Source organism: Sphingobacterium sp. UBA7249 (assembly GCF_002472835.1).
Classification (GTDB): domain Bacteria; phylum Bacteroidota; class Bacteroidia; order Sphingobacteriales; family Sphingobacteriaceae; genus Sphingobacterium; species Sphingobacterium prati.
The window spans coordinates 170,767-189,238 of sequence record NZ_DKST01000013.1 but is presented as its reverse complement, the minus strand read 5'-3'; the positions used below and the strand labels follow the sequence as shown (position 1 = coordinate 189,238).

11 protein-coding genes are annotated in these 18,472 nt (G+C 42.1%); 10 read left to right on the top strand and 1 reads right to left on the bottom strand.

Annotated elements, in window-relative coordinates; all coding sequences use genetic code 11:
• Positions 1–5: 5 nt before the first annotated feature.
• From B4A24_RS09810 to B4A24_RS09795, 4 genes are all read left to right on the top strand, one after another.
• A complete protein-coding gene (locus B4A24_RS09810) occupies positions 6–1,622 on the top strand; it encodes a RagB/SusD family nutrient uptake outer membrane protein (RefSeq protein ID WP_293944594.1) in 1,617 nt (538 codons plus the stop codon).
• A 229-nt stretch (positions 1,623–1,851) separates the two neighbouring features.
• Positions 1,852–3,129, top strand: coding sequence for an erythromycin esterase family protein (locus tag B4A24_RS09805; RefSeq protein WP_293944593.1), 1,278 nt, complete (start codon positions 1,852–1,854; stop codon positions 3,127–3,129).
• Positions 3,129–4,034: an ABC transporter ATP-binding protein gene (locus tag B4A24_RS09800; RefSeq protein WP_293944592.1), complete on the top strand. Its 906-nt coding sequence runs from the start codon at positions 3,129–3,131 to the stop codon at positions 4,032–4,034. The genes B4A24_RS09805 and B4A24_RS09800 overlap by 1 nt, the downstream gene beginning before the upstream one ends.
• Positions 4,027–4,797 carry an ABC transporter permease gene (locus tag B4A24_RS09795; protein WP_293944591.1) on the top strand — a complete coding sequence of 257 codons (771 nt, stop codon included), beginning with the start codon at positions 4,027–4,029 and terminating at the stop codon, positions 4,795–4,797. The genes B4A24_RS09800 and B4A24_RS09795 overlap by 8 nt, the downstream gene beginning before the upstream one ends.
• A 12-nt stretch (positions 4,798–4,809) precedes the next feature.
• Here the strand turns inward: B4A24_RS09795 and B4A24_RS09790 are convergent, their stop codons facing one another.
• On the bottom strand, positions 4,810–7,596 hold the full coding sequence (locus B4A24_RS09790; RefSeq protein WP_293944590.1) for a substrate-binding domain-containing protein: 2,787 nt from the start codon (positions 7,594–7,596) through the stop codon (positions 4,810–4,812).
• A gap of 256 nt (positions 7,597–7,852) precedes the next feature.
• Here B4A24_RS09790 and B4A24_RS09785 point away from each other — a divergent pair, with 256 nt between their 5' ends.
• The 6 genes from B4A24_RS09785 to B4A24_RS09760 all read left to right on the top strand — a co-directional run bounded on the left by B4A24_RS09785 (position 7,853) and on the right by B4A24_RS09760 (position 18,426).
• Entirely contained in the window at positions 7,853–9,175 is a 1,323-nt protein-coding gene (locus B4A24_RS09785; RefSeq protein WP_172395527.1) for a sugar porter family MFS transporter, read from the top strand.
• A gap of 86 nt (positions 9,176–9,261) precedes the next feature.
• Complete coding sequence (locus B4A24_RS09780; RefSeq protein ID WP_172395528.1) at positions 9,262–10,209, top strand: carbohydrate kinase family protein; 948 nt, start codon at positions 9,262–9,264, stop codon at positions 10,207–10,209.
• Positions 10,210–10,297: 88 nt separating this feature from the next.
• Positions 10,298–13,423: a SusC/RagA family TonB-linked outer membrane protein gene (locus tag B4A24_RS09775; protein ID WP_293944589.1), complete on the top strand. Its 3,126-nt coding sequence runs from the start codon at positions 10,298–10,300 to the stop codon at positions 13,421–13,423.
• A gap of 89 nt (positions 13,424–13,512) precedes the next feature.
• Positions 13,513–15,198 carry a RagB/SusD family nutrient uptake outer membrane protein gene (locus B4A24_RS09770; protein ID WP_293944587.1) on the top strand — a complete coding sequence of 562 codons (1,686 nt, stop codon included), beginning with the start codon at positions 13,513–13,515 and terminating at the stop codon, positions 15,196–15,198.
• Positions 15,199–15,254: 56 nt separating this feature from the next.
• Positions 15,255–16,859 (top strand): glycoside hydrolase family 32 protein, encoded by a 1,605-nt coding sequence (locus B4A24_RS09765; RefSeq protein ID WP_293944585.1) that lies wholly within the window; start codon positions 15,255–15,257, stop codon positions 16,857–16,859.
• A gap of 61 nt (positions 16,860–16,920) precedes the next feature.
• Positions 16,921–18,426, top strand: a complete 1,506-nt coding sequence (locus B4A24_RS09760; RefSeq protein WP_216660827.1) for a glycoside hydrolase family 32 protein — start codon at positions 16,921–16,923, stop codon at positions 18,424–18,426.
• The last annotated feature ends 46 nt before the right edge of the window (positions 18,427–18,472 follow it).

The following is an 18,472-nucleotide window of genomic DNA, read 5'->3' as shown; positions in this document are numbered from 1 at the left end:
AAATCATGAAACTTAAAAATATAACCATAGCACTAAGTGTTGCGACACTTTTATTTTCGTGTCAGAAACTGGATCAAGAACCTTTAGATGCCTATAATGCTGATAATTTTTGGAAAACAGAAGCGGAGGCGGACTTTGCTGTGACTGGATTGTATAGTGGAACAAGTGATGGGGACGGAAAAATGAACGAGGGTTCTGCCTGGGAAGATGGAACGCAAATCTTTTATATGGACTGCACTTCAGATAATTCCAATAGCGATTTTCCATGGGAGGGCTTTCAAGGTCTAGGAAACGGTACAGCAACACCAACAAATTCTGGAAATGCCGAAGCAAGGTATACCTATGAGCATATTCGTCGTGCAAATTATATTCTTGAGAATATTGATAAAGCACCGATGGCTGTGGAAAAAAGAAAAAAGTTGATAGCCGAAGTTCGGGTGATCCGTGCTTACAGATACTTTGATATGGCCACCTTATTCGGCGCTGTGCCAATCATTACTAAAACATTAGCTAAAGAAGATGCTTACATTCCAGCGAATACCCAAAAAGAAGTGCTGGAATTTGTGGAAAAAGAATTAAAGGAAGCTGCTGCTGATTTGTCTTACGCAAGAGGCGGTGCGCGAATGTCCAAAGGTGCTGCCTTAGGGCTTTTGGCTCGTTGTTATGCCTTCCAGAAAAAACATCAGGAGGTAATCAATACTACCGAAGAAATCATTTCTGCAGGAACCTATAAACTTTTTGATGACTATGCTACTTTATTTGAGGAGGCAAATGAAAATAACAGTGAAGTGATGATGAACATTGAGTATATAGCCAATGTACAAGGGTATACCATGCTTGGCATTATGCTCCCCAATTCCATGGGGGGATGGGGATCAATTGTGCCTACCCAAAGTCTGGTAGATGCATTTGAAACGGCAGATGGAAAAACCATTAGTGAATCGACAAATTATAATCCTGCAAATCCTTATGAAAATAGGGACCCGCGCCTGGGAGCAACTATTGTTTATCCTGGAGCCTCGTACAATGGCAAATATTTTGATCCGCTGAACCCAAAATCAGACGATTATCCTTCCGGTCCTGATAATGCATCCAGTACAGCTTATAATTACAAGAAGTATATTCAAAATCCAAGCAGTTACATTAACATATGGAATGTAGGAACCAATATTATTGTCATGCGTTATGCAGAGATGTTATTATTAAATGCTGAGGCAAAAATCGAACTGGGAAAGATTGATAACAGTGTATATGAAAATATAGATCTGGTACGCGAACGCGCCAAAATGCCAAAAGTTGATAAGGCTGTATATGCCGGTCAGGGCAAATTACGTGAATTGGTACGCCGAGAACTCCGCGTCGAACTGGCGGGTGAAGGACGCCGTCGTTTTGATATTATCCGCTGGGGAATAGCGAAAGATGTGTTGAACGGTCCAGTGAATGGTGCTTTGTCAAAAGGAACGGTTGATCCAGAAACAGGCAAGGTAACCTACACTTCGCTGACTGACCGCTTTTTCTCCGAAAACAGAACATTCAAAGCTGACAAAAATGAATTATGGCCAATTCCACAGGCTGTCATCGACAACAGCAAGGGAACGCTGAAACAAAATCCAGGTTATTAATCGCACATTTGACACGATTTGGGAATACCTTTTGAGTGTGGCGATGGGTTGATTGAAAACGGTTAAACACTAGTTGCTTAACCGTTTTTTTTATTTTCGAGTTATTCTATATCTCTTTTGCAGATTTATTTATGGAAATGATAAAAATTATCATCTTATAGTAAAGGTGTGTGAAATAACGTAAATTTTAGATCTATTTCCACTAATATAAACCGAATTAACATGAAGGATGAAACGTATACTTCTCGCAATAATAATGGCCATAGCCATTATTTTAATTTTTAATACGCTTATTTATGATGATCGACCTATGCTAAATGGCCAGGCATTGCGTAGGGAAATAGATCGTTATAAGCATGTAATTAATAGTATTTCGATGAGTGATACTAATTTTTTGGAACTGACTCTAATCGACAGTATTTTAAAAAATAATCGGATATTGATGCTGGGTGAGATGAGGCATGACGATGGGGAAACCTTTCGGGCTAAATCGAGGTTGATTCGTTATTTGCATGAAAATTTAGACTATAATATCGTTTTGTATGAAGCAGGACAATATGATATGTGGGTGATGAATGGGGAAATGGATAAATCAACCATGGGGTTACCGAAAGCAACAATGGCAGGCCTGGGTTTGTTTGATTTCTGGTGGCGCAATGAAGAAACCAATGCGCTAATAGATTATTACCATAAGTCGAAATCAACACATAAACCAATGACACTGGGTGGATTTGATATTCAGTTTTCGGGTCGAATACTTGCTAATAAACGTGCAAAACTACTAACAGACTTTTGCGATAAAAATAAAATCGATTTAAAAGATTATCCCCAATTAACAAAGCAGCTTACTAAGCTGGAGCAATTAACCTTTGCAGGCAATGTCAACAGAAATCTCGAACCAACGGAAAAGAAGCAATTATTAAATGAGTTAAACAAATTGGAAAATGCGATAGCGGCTTTGGGCGGCGGAGAGGAACAGCAGGTATATAGCCGGTACCTCAGGGATATAAAAGGGAATTATGAAAAATCTTGGTTGTTTGCTCCGGGAACGATGCAGAGCATGCATCGACGTGATTCGCTGATGGCCCAAAATCTGCAGTACCAAATAGACTCTTTATATGCTGGAAAGAAGATTATCGTGTGGTGCGCTAATATCCATACTTTTTCCACAGCATATAATAAGCAATACCTTCCCTTGGGTGCTTACATGAAAAGAAGATACGGTCATCAGGCTTATGTGCTTGACTTTAGTTCTTATGGACGAAAAAATGAAGATGGAAAAATAGTGGATAAACCGGGCAGATTGGCAATTGAAAATATATTCCATGAAACAGGATCACCTTACTTCTTTTTGGATATGCGGGGACTGCCAGATACTGCTCTGCTCATAAGAACCTTTGTCTCAACCATCAATCAGGGCATGGAAGAGGAAAGAAAATGGAGTGATTATATTGATGGCATTTTTTATATAGATATAAATAAAAGACCGACCTATCTCGAACGCTAATGGAAAGTATCCTAACACAACAACTCAACTTTAAAATTGGTTCAAAAACCATTTTAAATAACATTGACCTTCATGTTCCAGACAAAAGTATCTATGGTTACCTTGGACGAAATGGTGCCGGAAAGTCCACAACAATTAAACTCCTGCTTGGCCTTTTGCAAGAAAATGCCGATGCTATTTTTATTCAGGGACGAAGTTTGAAGACCAAGCGTAGTGATATTTATGCCCATGTCGGCAGTCTCATCGAAGCCCCATGCTATTATACGAAATTGACTGTTTTTGAAAACTTAAAATATTTAGATATTATTCACAAAAAAGGAAACAAGCGAATAGATACTGTACTCGAAATGCTGGGTTTGGGGCAGGAGAAAAAGAAAAAGGCCAATGCGCTATCTATGGGAATGAAACAGCGGCTTGGAATTGCCATGGCTATTTTTCATGATCCGCAGCTGCTGATTTTGGATGAGCCGTTAAACGGGCTTGATCCACAGGGAATTGTGGCGATGCGAAACTTGTTTCGTTTGCTCAATGACCAGGGGAAGACGATTTTCCTCTCTAGCCATATTCTGAGCGAACTTGAAAAGATTGCTACGCACATTGGTATCATTGAAGGTGGAGAAATGATCTTTCAGGGAACTAAAAGCGCGTTGCTGCGTCAGGTGCAACGCGAGGCACTATTGCGGACTTCAAATGCTGCGCGGACAAGCATGGTTTTAAGTAATGCTGGGTTTTCGGTGTTAAGAGCAGAAGGTCAGGTAGCTGTAGTGAGAATTTTAGATGACAACCACTTTGATCAGATGATTAAATGTTTGGTACAAAACAACGTTGAAATCTATGAGCTGGAGTCCAACAGCGCAGATCTAGAACAAATTTTTATAAATTTAATTGCACGTCCAAATGACTAATACATTTTATACGGCTTTCTTGTCTGAAAAATACAAACTGTTTAGAAATAGGCAGCTTTTTGGTGTCCTTATTGCCCCGGTATTGCTTATTTTAGCGATTGATGGATACATTATTTACGATATCATCCGATCGGAAACGGTAAGCGCTGTACCAAATCCCTGGAAGGTAATACTAGGAAGATATGTATTTCAGTTTTTTTATTTGTTGTACCCAATTCTTGTAGCACTATTCGTTTATGCCTGCTGTGATGTTGAGTATAAGAATAATAACTACAAAATACTTTTTACATTACCGCTAGACAAGTCAAAAATTTTCTTTTCAAAAGCTGTGTTTATGCTGCTTACTGTACTTTTTTCCATATTGTTTGCTTACGCTGCCTTCTTGATTAGCGGCTATATACTAAGTGCGATCTATCCGGTAATTGGCTTTCAAAATCACGATTATAGGTTGGTGATTTTCTTTACGTTCTTGAAGCTTTTTATCACGCTGTCGGCTATTGCAATGATTCAATTGGCATTGAGTCTAATCTTCAAAAGCTTTATTTATCCCATTGGCGTTTGTATGTTTATGTTGGTATTTTCGGTATTTGTGGCTCAAAAGAGTTTTTCAGACTTTATTCCATTTACCGGTGCCTACCACGCGTTGACGAATATTCTGAGTGAAAGCGACAGCTTTACACGACTTGATTATAGTAACATGCTGATGATTGTCTTATTTATGTTTGTCAGCTGCTATCTTTTCAAACGTAAAGGCAAGTTTTAGCTAGCCGAAATCTTATTTTCTATCCAGCTCTTTTTTAAAAGTGCTTGGCGATTGTCCATATCTCTTTTTAAATGCTGAAGCAAAATAGGAAGCCGATGAAAAACCGACACTGCTAAAGATCTCATTGATATGGAGGCCATCTGCCATCAGGCTTTTGGCTTTTTTGAGCCTCCTTTCGACAATATATTCGCTGATGCTACAGTCGAGCAACTGTTTAACCTTTCGATAGAGCTGTACGCGCGATAAGTGGAGTTCGCTGGCAATATCGTCGACGCTCAGCCTTGAATCGGATAGCTTTGATTCGACAATCGTCGAAAAACTATTGAGAAAGCGTCTGTCGTTGTCGTTAATGCTGTCAGACTGCGAAGTATCAAATTGCTCCACAGTGCTGCTATATTTTTCTTTCAGCTGATGCCTCGATTGTAGGATATTGGCAATCCGAACCTTAAGGAGGGCTGCATTGAATGGTTTGGTGATATAGTCATCTGCCTTTAAAAGGCTTCCCTCAAGGATAGTCTCTTCGTTGGCAAGTGCACTCAACAGAATGACTGGAATATGCGCGGTCTGATAGAAGGTTTTAACATCTTTGAGGATATCTAGGCCACTGCCGTCAGGCAGCATAATATCGGTGAGTACCAAATCCGGGAAATGCGTTTTCATAAAATTATTGGCTTGACGCGAATCTCTGGCCAATAATAAATTGTAGTCCCTTTCTAAGATAGATCTGAGGTAGTCCCTGATTTCATCGTTATCTTCGACAATCAGAATACTTTTTGATTTATCAGAATGAAAGGAAAGATTCTTTTGGGGGGACTTGATCTCAGGCTCCAGATATTCTTGCTGCTTGAATATGGGTTTTATGCCAGATTCATCTTTTAGGAGCTCTTCTTGCTCGTAATGGGCATTGCCTATGGGCATCCGTAGTGTAAAGATCGAACCATGGCCTAATTTGCTGCTGGCCGTGATCTGGCCATGATGTAGCTCGACAATCTGTTTGGCGTAAGCAAGACCAATCCCAGAGCCATTCCTGCTACCTGTTCCTTGATAGAAAGGATCAAAAATATGCTCTATATCAATAGGGGCAATTCCTAAACCATTGTCCAATACGCGTAAGTAGAAGTAATCTTTGAAGCTATTTTCTTCCAATGAAATTTCAATTCTTCCACTGGCTGCAGTATGTTTTATGGCATTGGAAAGGAGGTTGGATAGCACCTGTTCCATCAGGTATTCGTCAATCCATACTTCTTTTAATATACTTTTGTTAACGTAGCTGACGGATATTCTGCTTTTTTTGAGCAGCGGCTTGAAGCTGTTGATTACCTGTTGTATAAAAGGGTCAATCTGTACTGCTGAAACTTGAAGCTTGATCTTTGCTTTGCTGATGCGATGGATATCGATGAGATCGCTTACCAGGCGTTGCAATTTTTTCGCACTTCGTTTGACACGTGACAACTGATCTTTGATATCGTCGGCAAGATCCTTCCGTGTTTCGAGATCCTCTATTGGCGCCAGGATAAGGGTGAGGGGAGTTTTGAACTCGTGGGAGATGTTGGTAAAAAAATTGTTTTTAATTTCCGCTGCCTGCTGAATCTGACTGTTCATCTCAACGATTTGTTGCTGCTGGGACAAGATTTCGCCATTTTTGATTTCGAGATGTTTGTTTTTCTCCCAATTGCTTTTGATGACAATGACGGAAACACCGCCAAAAACGACTGCGAGCACCAGACTGACAACAAGGACATTGAGTACAGACTTTTGATTCTGATAAATACGGTTCTGTTCGGTAATAAATTCCTGTCTTTTGTCGATATCTATTTGTTGCTGTTGGATCTTATGGGATTGCAGTGCGAGTAGTTCTGCATTTGTTTTGTCAATAACGGAGGTAGCAAGGATGTTCTCGCGTTTATAAGGCTGATTGTTGATAATCGCTAGCGCTATTCGGATTGCTTCAGTGCCGCCTGTGGGGTACAGCATGGAAGCGTACATATGGCCTTGCATAATCTGTTCCAAACCATTGCCTGGTCCGGGCAGCGCATCTACACCGATGATTTTAATATCTTTTTTGGACTGCGCTTCGTCCAGGGCTTTTTTTACGCCCATGGCCATTTGGTCATTGAAAGTAAAAATGACATCGCTTTGCGCCATCTGACTGATGTGCTTTCGCGTTTCGGCATAGGCAGTATTTTTTTCCCATCCCCCGTGGATAATACCGTTTATTTGCAGGCCAGATGCTGCCAAAATACTTTGTTTAAAGCCCTTTTCACGCTCGATGGAAGCCGATGTCCCCGATAGTCCGGTCACTAATCCGACCTTGCCTTTGCCTTGAAGGACAGTTTGACTATATTGACCTGCAAGTTTACCAATAGCCAAGTTGTCTGCCCCTACGTATGCATTATATTGACCCGAAGAGGTTTTGCGGTCGGTTACGATCACAGGGATATGAAGCTGGTATATGGAATCAACAATGGGAGTAAGCGGCTCGGCCTCATTGGGTGAAACGATCAAAAGGTCGATATCTGCTTTGGCAAGTTCGCGTATCTGGTCAATTTGCAGCGCATTGTTGCCATGGGCATCCCGGTATAGGAATTCAATGTCGGGATTAAAAGAAAGTTCGCGTTTCATTTCCTCGAGCATAGTCTGTCTCCAGGCATCATTCCCAATGCATTGCGAAAAAGCGATGACCCGCTTCTTTTTTTGGCTTACTGATTGACAACCCAAAAAAAGGAATAGGATCAATAGGCCATAAACGGTGTGTCTCCCCATGATTTTTTTTCCCTTTACAATCCGAATATACATCATTTCACTTTTTTTAGATAATCAGTATATGGTTCGTGTATTTATTACACTAAAACAGATTGAGATAAATATGTATCATTTTCTATAGGATATGTCCAAAAACTAAAAGTTTGAAAAGATGAATTTACTATAAAATATTGATATATAAGTATTTAATGTATTTTTAAAAATGTTACATAAATACATGTTTTTGCTGTGTCCAAATTTAAGTTAGCATGAATCCTGAGTTAAATTTGAGTTAATCAATTATAGGGAAAACATGAACAAAAACACCGTATTAGCCTGGTCATTTGTAGTGGCGTTGGGCGGATTCTTATTTGGCTTTGATACAGCAGTGATTTCTGGGGCCGAAAAGGCAGTACAGGAGCATTGGCATTTGAGCGAGTTTCAGCATGGGCTTACAATGGCTATCGCTTTAATAGGTACTGTTGTCGGTGCTGCATTGGGGGCGTTGCCTTCGGATAAGCTTGGTCGGAAGAATACATTATTTGCTGTGGCGGCACTTTATTTTATTTCCGCCATTGGGAGCGCATTGGCGAATGACTGGACTGTATTTATTTTATTCCGTTTTTTGGGGGGAATCGGGGTCGGTGTGTCTTCGGTGACGGCGCCAATTTACATTTCCGAAATTTCCCCTGCGGCTTCAAGAGGCAAGTTGGTGGGCCTCTTTCAGTTTAATGTGGTATTGGGAATTCTGATTGCCTACTTATCCAACTATTTTATCGGACAATTGGGGGAAGAGTCCTGGCGCTGGATGCTGGGTGTGCAATGCTTTCCGTCGCTCTTGTTTTTTATATTGATCTTCTTTATTCCCGAAAGTCCGAGGTGGCTGTTATTACATAAAAATAATTTGTCCGAAGCAACGAAGATCATGAAAAGAATAAATTCTGAAGGTTACGAGCTTGAAATCGAGAAAATCCAGGAATCTAACGATAGGATGGCGGGCGAAGGTAAATTATTTATACGTGAAAATGCCAAACCGATTTTGTTAGCCCTCTGTTTTGCGTTATTCAACCAGCTTTCGGGTATCAATGCGATTATTTATTATGCGCCGCGTGTCTTTGAGATGGCTGGCCTCGGCTCGCAGAGTTCGCTGCTATCCACAGTCGGTATCGGTGTTATCAATTTTATTTTCACCTTGGTGGCGATCAATTTTATTGATAAGGTAGGACGCAAAAAATTGATGCTTGTGGGTTCTCTGGGTTTGATCGTATCGCTAGCATTGGTCTCGCAGGCTTTCTACACCGAACAGACAACAGGATTCGCCATTACCATTTACCTGATGAGTTTTATCGCTTTTTTCGCCTTCTCGCAGGGAGCAGTGATCTGGGTGTTTATTTCCGAAATTTTTCCAAATGATGTAAGGGCCAAAGGGCAGACATTTGGTAGCCTGACGCATTGGGTGATGGCAGCAATTATCACTTTTTGTTTTCCAGCACTGACGGAGATTCTTGGCGGTGGTGGCACCTTTCTGATGTTTGCCCTGTTTATGGTATTGCAGCTTATTTATGTAGTGAAATTTATGCCCGAGACAAAAGGACGGTCTTTGGAAGATATGGGGCAGACCATCAATCTGCATTAAATAGGTATTTGTAAGGGAAATTAAAATAATCAATTCGGTACACTGTTTTGGCACTCAGCCAAAGCGCTGTATAAAAAAGAGTAAATATGAGAAACGGAGATAAATCAATACAAGGTATTTGTTTTGGAGAGGTTCTTTGGGATAATCTACCTACTGGCAAAAAATTGGGTGGCGCTCCTTTGAATGTAGCGTATCACCTGAATAAATTGGGCGTTGTGACGCGTATGCTGACACGCATAGGGCGTGATGAAAATGGAAGCGAACTGCTTTCTGCGTGTGAGCAACTGGGAATTCCGACAACATTTTTTCAGTTTGACGACAGTTTACCCACCTCAACGGTCGAGGTTACGATTGATGCGGAACGCAATGTACAATACGAGATCGTTTACCCTGTTGCTTGGGATAGAATTGCGGTGGATACTGTTGTGCTGGAAGAGGTTGCAGCCGTAGATTTTTTGGTATACGGTAGTTTAGCCTGTCGGGATGAGGTAAGTTTTCAAAGCTTGTTGTTGTTACTGGAAAAAGCACGTTTCCGCGTGATGGATGTCAATTTGCGCGCTCCATATTTCGGTCCTGAAAAAATACATAGCCTTTTAAAATATGCTGATTTTGTGAAAATGAATGCCGAAGAACTGCACATTATTTCGGACTGGAATGGTGCTACAGCTACCTCTACTGATCAGCAGCGTGTAGATCTAATCATGGAACGTTTTGCAATTCAGGAAGCTATAGTAACGTATGGTGCAGACGGAGCAGTGTATCATTTTAAAAGAGACAATATAAGTTATCATTTTCCGGCATTGAAGGTTCAGGTAGAGGATACGATTGGAAGCGGGGATTCATTTTTGGCAGCTTTCCTGGCCAAGAGGTTTCAGATGCAGAATGGTGTTCAACTTGAGGAAGTACTGGAATTTGCGGCTACGCTCAGTGGTTTTGTGACGCAGAGCAGCGGTGCATGCCCCGCTTATAGTCCTGAAGATATCAACCGCTTCCATTGGCTGAATCCAATCTTTCGCGATAGTGACCTAAGCTGAAACAATAGCTGTTTATGACACGAAAAAAATAAAATAACCAACAGCAAGACAAATAATCTAATTAATAATCTACTTATAATAACCAATTATGTTTACAAGACAGCAAGTTATGTTGCTCCCGTCTTTGGCGCTCTTTTCGGTAGCTGCTTTCGCGCAGCAGACAGAAATTCGGGGGCGGATTTCGGACAGCGGAACAGCAGCTCCCATCGCTGGAGCGTCATTAGTGGTCAAGGGAACCACTCAGGCAACCAAATCGAATGAAAAAGGGGAATTTGTGTTGCAGGTATCGGGTAACAAAGGTACTTTGGAAATAACCTATGTAGGCTATGAACCTCAGACTATGCTATTGGGTGATCGGAAATTTCTGGATATCCGATTGATCAGCACCGAAAAGGGACTTGATGAAGTGGTTGTTACAGGCTACCAGACCGAGCGCAAGAAGGACCTGACTGGGGCGGTAAGCGTCGTCAATGTGACAGAAATGATGAAAGCGCCTGAAAACAATCCAATGAAAGCACTTCAGGGACGCGTAGCAGGTATGACGGTAACCTCTGACGGTAGTCCCAGCGGAGCTGCCACGGTACGGATGCGCGGTATCAGTTCGATCAACAGTAGTCAAGATCCGCTCTATGTCATCGATGGCGTACCTACACAGGGTGGAATGCATGAGCTTAATGCTAACGACATCGAGAGCATTCAAGTCCTGAAAGATGCCTCATCAGCAAGTATCTATGGATCACGCGCAGCAAATGGCGTTATTGTGATTACAACCAAAAGAGGAAAACCCGGCGCACCAAAACTTACGGTTGATGCCTATGCAACCAGCACACATTTTAACAACCGCATGAAGGTGCTGAATGCCCAGCAGTATGGACAGGCGCTATGGCAGGCTACGATTAATAGCGGTGGTAATCCGAACAGCAATAATATTGGTTATCAGTTTGAGTGGAACAATGACGCCAATGGTCTGCCACAGCTAAACAAGGTCGTTATACCACAATATATCGACCGCGAGCATACCATGTATGCCGCAGATACGGATTGGTTCGATGAAGTTTCCAAACCAGGTCTGCTCCAATCCTATAATGCCACTTTGAGTTCGGCAACGGATAGGTCGAGTTCATACTTCTCCTTGGGTTATCTGCGTAATAACGGAACTCTTCGTTATACGGATTTCCAGCGCATATCAGCTCGGATGAATGCCGATTACAAACTTTTTGATGGTAAGCTGGTTGTCGGGGAGAATTTTACGGTGAACAATACAGGCGAAGTACAGGTACCCGGAGATGTGCTTGATCTATCCCTGAAAGCATTGCCTATCATACCGGTACATACTGTTGATGGCATTGGTTGGGGCGGTCCAGCGCTGGGAATGAACGATCGCCATAATCCGGTACGCCTGCTGCATGACAACAGAAATAATAAATACAACTATTGGCGGTTATTTGGGAATGTCTATGCCGATTTGCAGCTTATTAAAGACTTGCATCTCCGGACAAGCTATGGGATAGATTATGGTAATTATTATAAACGTAACCTGCAAGTTTCCTACCGTTCGGGTTTTATGAACAGCGATAGAAGTGCTGTCAATATGGAACAGTCACATGGAATGAAATGGACTTGGTCGAATACGGCAACCTACCGAAAAGAGATTGCTAATCATACGATAGACCTATTGGCTGGTGTTGAAATGAATCGTCAGAATGATATTAATTTTAACGCTTATACCGGTGGTGATGGGGCTTTTTCTATCGAAACACCTGAGTATATGTGGCCTGGCGTAAGCACTGGAATTGCTGCCGTCAGTGGTACCTCGACAGGCTTTTCACTCCTGTCATATTTTGGAAAAGCAAACTATTCTTTTGATGACCGTTATTTGGCTTCCTTTACAGTGAGACATGACGGCTCTTCCCGTTTTGGCAAAAATAACCGCTTTGCAACCTTTCCGGCTGTAACAGCAGGCTGGCGGATTTCATCCGAACGTTTTATGGCGAATACCAAAGATTATATTTCTGATCTTAAATTACGTGTGGGCTGGGGGCAGACTGGTAATCAAGGGATTGGTAATCTAGCGACTTATGCACTTTTTGTGCCTGAGTATGGAGTCGGTGACCCAACATGGAATATCATCGACGGTACGGCTTATGATCTTTCGGGTTCGGGAACTGGAATCTTACCTTCGGGATACCGGAAAATTCAGACAGAAAACAACGACCTAAAGTGGGAAACTACGACGCAGACCAATATCGGTTTGGACTTCACGCTGTTTGGCCAAAGTCTTTACGGGTCGGTTGACTGGTATGTCAAAGCAACAAAAGATATGCTGATTAATCCCGCCTATATTGGTGTTGTAGGTGAGGGGGGGTATCGCTGGGCCAATGGGGCTTCGATGGAAAACAAAGGCCTGGATTTTACTTTGGGATACCGCAATAAGACCGCTTTTGGTTTGGAGTATGATGTGACCGCTGTCTTATCGTCGTATAAAAACAAGGTAACGCACTTGCCTGTAGCCGTGGAAAACTCCTACGGTGGACGCCAGGGGGATAATATTATTGGTAGGCCGTTGGGTTCGTTTTATGGTTATGTAACCGATGGGATCTTTCAAAATCAGATGGATGTTGACAATCATGTCAACCAAACGGGGAAAGGGATCGGGCGATTGCGCTACGTAAATGTATACGATGCAGATCAGCAAATTACAGACATGGACCGTACCTGGATTGGAAACCCACACCCTGATTTTTCCTATAGTTTGAATATCGCACTGAAATATAAGGGCTTCGACCTTTCAGCCTATTTTCAGGGGGTGCAGGGGATAGATGTTGAAAATTGGCTAAAAAAACAGACTGATTTTTGGAGTGTAGATGATGTAAACTCCAACAAGGGTGTGCGCCTGCTCAATGCTTGGACACCGCAGAATCCAACTTCGACAATTCCAGCATTGCAGACGACAAACAATAATGATGAAGGCCGACTGTCTAATTATTTTATTGAAAATGGATCCTATATGAAACTTCGAAACCTGTCCATTGGATACACGTTACCCACCGCAACCGCTTCTCGTTTGCGGATGAGCCGATTACGCGTCTACCTTACTGGACAGAATCTGTTTACTGTCAAATCGAAGAATTTTACAGGTGTAGATCCGGAGAATGTAGGCTGGGGCTATCCTATCCCTACGACATGGACCGCGGGAGTAAATATTGGCTTTTAGCAAAAAGAAACCGGGAATCCTTAAATAATGGACAAAATAACCAAAAGAATAATCCATCCATATGGAGCATGTTAATAAATAGAATTCCAATGAAAAAAATAACCAATAAACTAGCGATAATAATGATGCTGTCAACCGGTCTACTGTCCGGATGTACTAAGTTTCTGGAGCAGACCCCGAATGCTGTACTCAGCTCCGACCAGGTAAAGGAACCTGAAAGATTACTGACGGCTACGTATGCTGCTTTGGGCAATGACCATTATGATGTACCTTTTAGCCTCTGGCCTTATGGTACAGTAAGGTCTGATGATGCGTACAAAGGTGGTTCGGGGCCGCAGGATATACAAACGTTCCATTTTTTGGAGGTATCCAGCAATATTACGACCAATTTTGCGGAGTTGGATAAACTATGGTTTCAGCTGTATGTAGCCATTTCACGTGCCAATACGACGATCAAAACGATTCAGGAAATGAATGGTTTTGAAGGAAAGGAGGAGAAATTGGCCGAAGCAAGATTCCTGCGTGGGCACTTCTATTTTATGCTTAAAACGCTCTTTAAGTATGTGCCCTATATCGATGAAAATGTGCCGATAGATAATTATGAAACGGTATCAAATCGAGCGTTGAGCAACGATGCACTTTGGCAAAAAATTGTCGACGACTTTCAGTACGCGGTAGATCATTTGCCGACCGCGCAAACGGAAATTGGTCGTGCCAACCGAATTGCTGCTGCTGCGTATCTTGCGAAAACATACCTGTATAAAGCTTATCGTCAGGACAATGCCGAGCGACATGCCGTAACAGGAATTAACTCGGACGATCTGAATAAAGTGTTGGAAAATACAGACATTGTACTTGCCTCAAATCATGCACTTGAAGCGGACTTCGCTTTCAACTTTTTGCCCGGGAAATATGAGAACGGTACAGAAGCAATTTTTTCAGTTCAATTTTCAAAAGATGATGGAACTAAGTTTGGCCGTGTGAATTTCTCGGATGTGCTCTCTGTGCCAATGGGTGTGGGCTGCTGCGATTTTAATAAACCTAGTCAGAGCTTGGTGAATGCATTTCGCACGACAGGAAAGGGTGTACCTCTTGATATCTACAATACGTTAAATACGTTCAACGCTTCGGAAAAATATGACCCAAGGTTATTTCACACCGTAGCGATTCCGGGACTGCCTTATAAATACAATACCAAACGCACCTATCAAGAGAGCTGGAATCGTAATCCGGCGGACTATTCGGTCTATGCTTCGTTAAAAGAGAACGTTGATCCTGATTGTGATTGTTTTGTACCAATGGCTCCCTTTTTTGCGAATACGAAAAACCGTATTGTGCTGCGTGTGGCCGATGTCTTGCTGATGCGTGCCGAAGCACTAATAGAATCGCATCGTTCGGCCGAAGCTTTACCCCTGATCAACCAAGTACGTCTGCGTGCAAAAAATAGTGCCACAATGACGGGGTATGCTACAGATAAAATGTTGATCGAAACGTATAAAAATGGTGACAATATCATATGGAATGAGGAAAATGCACGGAAGGCTTTACGTTGGGAACGTCGTTTGGAATTGGCGATGGAAAATGGCCGATTCTTCGATCTGGTACGCTGGGGAACTGCGGATCAAACGATGAATGCGTATTATGAAACGGAGAAATCGCGGCGTTCTTATTATGCTGTAGCTCATTTTACGGCAGATAAGAATGAGTATTTGCCTATTCCCGAAGCACAGATCAGATTGAGCAAGTACCTCTATAAACAAAACCCAGGATATTAAAACACTGTAGGAATGGGCAGAACAATATGTAATTAATGGTTTTATTGAGATCCTAAATGAGAACAAAATTATATTTAATTCCGGTGCTATGCTTGATGGCGTTGCTGACAAATTGTAAAAGTGTTGATCAAAGCTTGCCTCTCGATAAGCCGAGTGATCCAGTAGCCGTAGATCGGTCTACTTCCTGTACTTCGGTACAGGAAGCCGGTCTGTTTCAGACTTTTTATAAGCCACAAGAAGGATTTGTCGGAGATCCCATGCCGTATTACAATGCCGATGATAAAAATTATTATTTGTTTTATCTCTACGAAAATGCCAATCGCCATCCGATTCAGGTGACCAAAACCAGCGATTACGCCACATTTGATGGTTTTACAGAAGTATTGCCTGCTGGGGTTATGGGAAGTCAGGATGAATGGATAGGCACAGGCAGCTTTATTAAAAAGGATCAGACCTATTTTTGTTTTTATACGGGGCATAATGGCAACCTGAATCCGGCCGAAAAAGTGATGATCGCGACTTCGACAGATTTACTGAACTGGACAAAGCAGTCCGCCTGGACGATACAGTCCGCTCCGGGTTATGACCAAAACAATTTTCGGGATCCTCATGTCTATTGGGACGAAACTCGCGGCAGTTATGTGATGTTGGTGACGACGCGTAAGGATGGTAAAGGTGCTATTGCACGATATATATCTGTAGATCTGAACAATTGGTCTAGTATAACACCCGTCGTAGCGACAGATGCACAAGCTGTAGGGATGTATCAGATTGAAACGGATGCAGAAATATTGGAGTGTCCAGATCTATTTAAAATGGGTGACAAATGGTATTTAACATTCTCCCGGATCAACCGGGACGCACATCGCAAGACTTTTTACCGCATTGCTGATTCACCCGATGGCCCCTGGAAAATATGTAGAGATGAAAACGGCCATCATGAAACTTTTGACGGCTTATACCTGTATGCTGGCAAGACAGCCAGTGATGGAACAGCACGCTACCTATCGGGCTGGTGCTCTACAGGGCAGACCATCAACAGCAATAATGAACTGCCCTGGTCTGGAAGTTTAATTACACACAGGCTGCTGCAGGGGCCGACAGGGAGGTTATATCCGGTTATTCCCGCTGCTGTGGACAATAAGTTTAATAAGGAACTGCTGTTTGAAAAACTGAATGCCGTTGGAAATGTTTCGGAAAATAATAAAACATATCGTATAACAGCGCAGTCCAATGGGAGGAGCTATGCACAATTCAACCGGAACAAAACCGCTGTTAAAATATCAATGACGATAGATGCTTCACAATCTGACCACTTTGGTTTCACTTTTGGTGCTTGTGACAAGCCTTCTGAGTTGTATAGTATTGCCTTCGACCTAACTTCTGCAAATCGCTGGGGCATGCCTTCGCTCTTTATGAATCGGGAAGTCAGTCTGGGGGGAACAGCTGGAAAAACAGAACTTAACTTTACGCCGTTGATCATACCTGCCGATAAACGTTTTGATGTAAAAATTGTCATCGAAAAATCTATCTGTGTGGTCTATGTTAATAAGAATGTCGCTTTTACCAATCGTATTTATAAAATGGACCAGAATCCATGGACGATTTATGCTGATCAGGGTACTATTGAAGTCAATACGATGAAAGTCGAGAAATCATAAGAATTATCGTTATTTTATAGACAGACATAAATAACCTAAAATGATATAAACTAAATAAGCTATGAATAAAATAAAGAAATATGGAACTATGCTGCTTCTTGCAGGTATAGCAAGTACAGCATTCGCGCAAGTTGGTTCGAAAGAAATAAAAGATCCTGAGGAAAAATACCGTCCGATCTACCATTTTACGCCCAAGCAGGGCTGGATGAACGATCCGAATGGCATGGTATATATCAACGGAAATTATCACCTCTTTTTTCAGCATAACCCCGAGAAACCAGTCTGGGGACCTATGCATTGGGGGCATGCGACAAGCAAAGATCTGCTTCATTGGGATGAAAAAAAGATTGCCTTATATCCGGACAGTTTAGGAACTATTTTCTCGGGAAGTGCTGTAATTGATCAGGATAATACAGCCGGTTTTGGAAAAGGTGCGATGGTCGCTATTTTTACCCATCATAATCATCAGGAAGAGGATCGGAAAACAGGATTACATGAAAACCAAAGTTTGGCGTATAGTCTGGATGAGGGTGCTACCTGGACAAAGTATAAGGGGAATCCAGTGCTGCCTAATCCGGGAATATGGGATTTCAGAGATCCAAAGGTGATGTGGCATGCGCATAGTCAACGTTGGATCATGACTTTAGCAACCAAGGATTGCATTACTTTCTATTCATCTAAAAACTTAAAGGAATGGAATAAGGAAAGCGAATTTGGTAAGGAGGTGGGTGCACATGGCGGAGTCTGGGAATGTCCTGACCTTATCCCAATGAAATACAAAGGCGAGACGAAATGGGCTCTATTGGTGAGCATAAATCCGGGAGGACCAAATGGTGGCTCGGTAACGCAATATTTTGTCGGTGATTTTGATGGAAAGCAATTTAAAGCTGATGATACTGCAGTTAAATGGTTAGACTGGGGACCGGATAACTATGCTGGCGTAACCTGGAGTAATCTAGGCGATAGACATCTAATGATTGGTTGGATGAGCAATTGGGAATATGCTAATGTGGTACCTACGACAGGGTGGCGTTCCTCATCAACTATACCCCGTGTTTTATCCTTGGAAAAAGTTGGACAGTCTTTCTACGTCACGAGTACTGCGCCCAAAGAAATTGAAACTGCATTTCGGCCTTTAAAAAAATACCATGGCGGCGGAGCGAAGGAAGTCTCATTCGAGGAACAGCTCCCACAAGCGTACCGTTTGGACCTCAAGAAGTTGGAACAGCAGGCATTTAAAGTGATCTTATCGAATGAATCTGGTGATGAATTGGTCATTGGTTATCGTGAAGACCAAAATGCATATTACATCGATCGTTCTAAGTCCGGCGAAGTGTCTTTCAATGCGGAATTCGCTAAAACCGCTTTGGCGCAACGCCTGCTGAATAATGGAACATTGTCTTTCAGCTTGTATGTTGATGTGAGCTCTGTGGAGCTTTTTGCAGATGGAGGACTGACGGTAATGACCAGCTTATTTTTTCCGAATAAGCCAATAACCAAGATTCGTATCGTCGGGGATAAAAAGCTGGAATTTCAAGAGTTAAGCATTGCTGAGTTTAAAAAATAAGCGCTGGTTTTGTGCAATTAAAGCGATCCTTTGTCATGACAGGGAT

Coding starts and splice junctions, on each gene's coding strand:
- B4A24_RS09775 (WP_293944589.1), top strand. CDS start 10,298: ATGTTTACAAGACAGCAAGTTATGTTGCTCCCGTCTTTGGCGCTCTTT.
- B4A24_RS09760 (WP_216660827.1), top strand. CDS start 16,921: ATGAATAAAATAAAGAAATATGGAACTATGCTGCTTCTTGCAGGTATA.
- B4A24_RS09810 (WP_293944594.1), top strand. CDS start 6: ATGAAACTTAAAAATATAACCATAGCACTAAGTGTTGCGACACTTTTA.
- B4A24_RS09790 (WP_293944590.1), bottom strand. CDS start 7,596: ATGATGTATATTCGGATTGTAAAGGGAAAAAAAATCATGGGGAGACAC.
- B4A24_RS09770 (WP_293944587.1), top strand. CDS start 13,513: ATGAAAAAAATAACCAATAAACTAGCGATAATAATGATGCTGTCAACC.
- B4A24_RS09785 (WP_172395527.1), top strand. CDS start 7,853: ATGAACAAAAACACCGTATTAGCCTGGTCATTTGTAGTGGCGTTGGGC.
- B4A24_RS09765 (WP_293944585.1), top strand. CDS start 15,255: ATGAGAACAAAATTATATTTAATTCCGGTGCTATGCTTGATGGCGTTG.
- B4A24_RS09780 (WP_172395528.1), top strand. CDS start 9,262: ATGAGAAACGGAGATAAATCAATACAAGGTATTTGTTTTGGAGAGGTT.
- B4A24_RS09795 (WP_293944591.1), top strand. CDS start 4,027: ATGACTAATACATTTTATACGGCTTTCTTGTCTGAAAAATACAAACTG.
- B4A24_RS09805 (WP_293944593.1), top strand. CDS start 1,852: ATGAAACGTATACTTCTCGCAATAATAATGGCCATAGCCATTATTTTA.
- B4A24_RS09800 (WP_293944592.1), top strand. CDS start 3,129: ATGGAAAGTATCCTAACACAACAACTCAACTTTAAAATTGGTTCAAAA.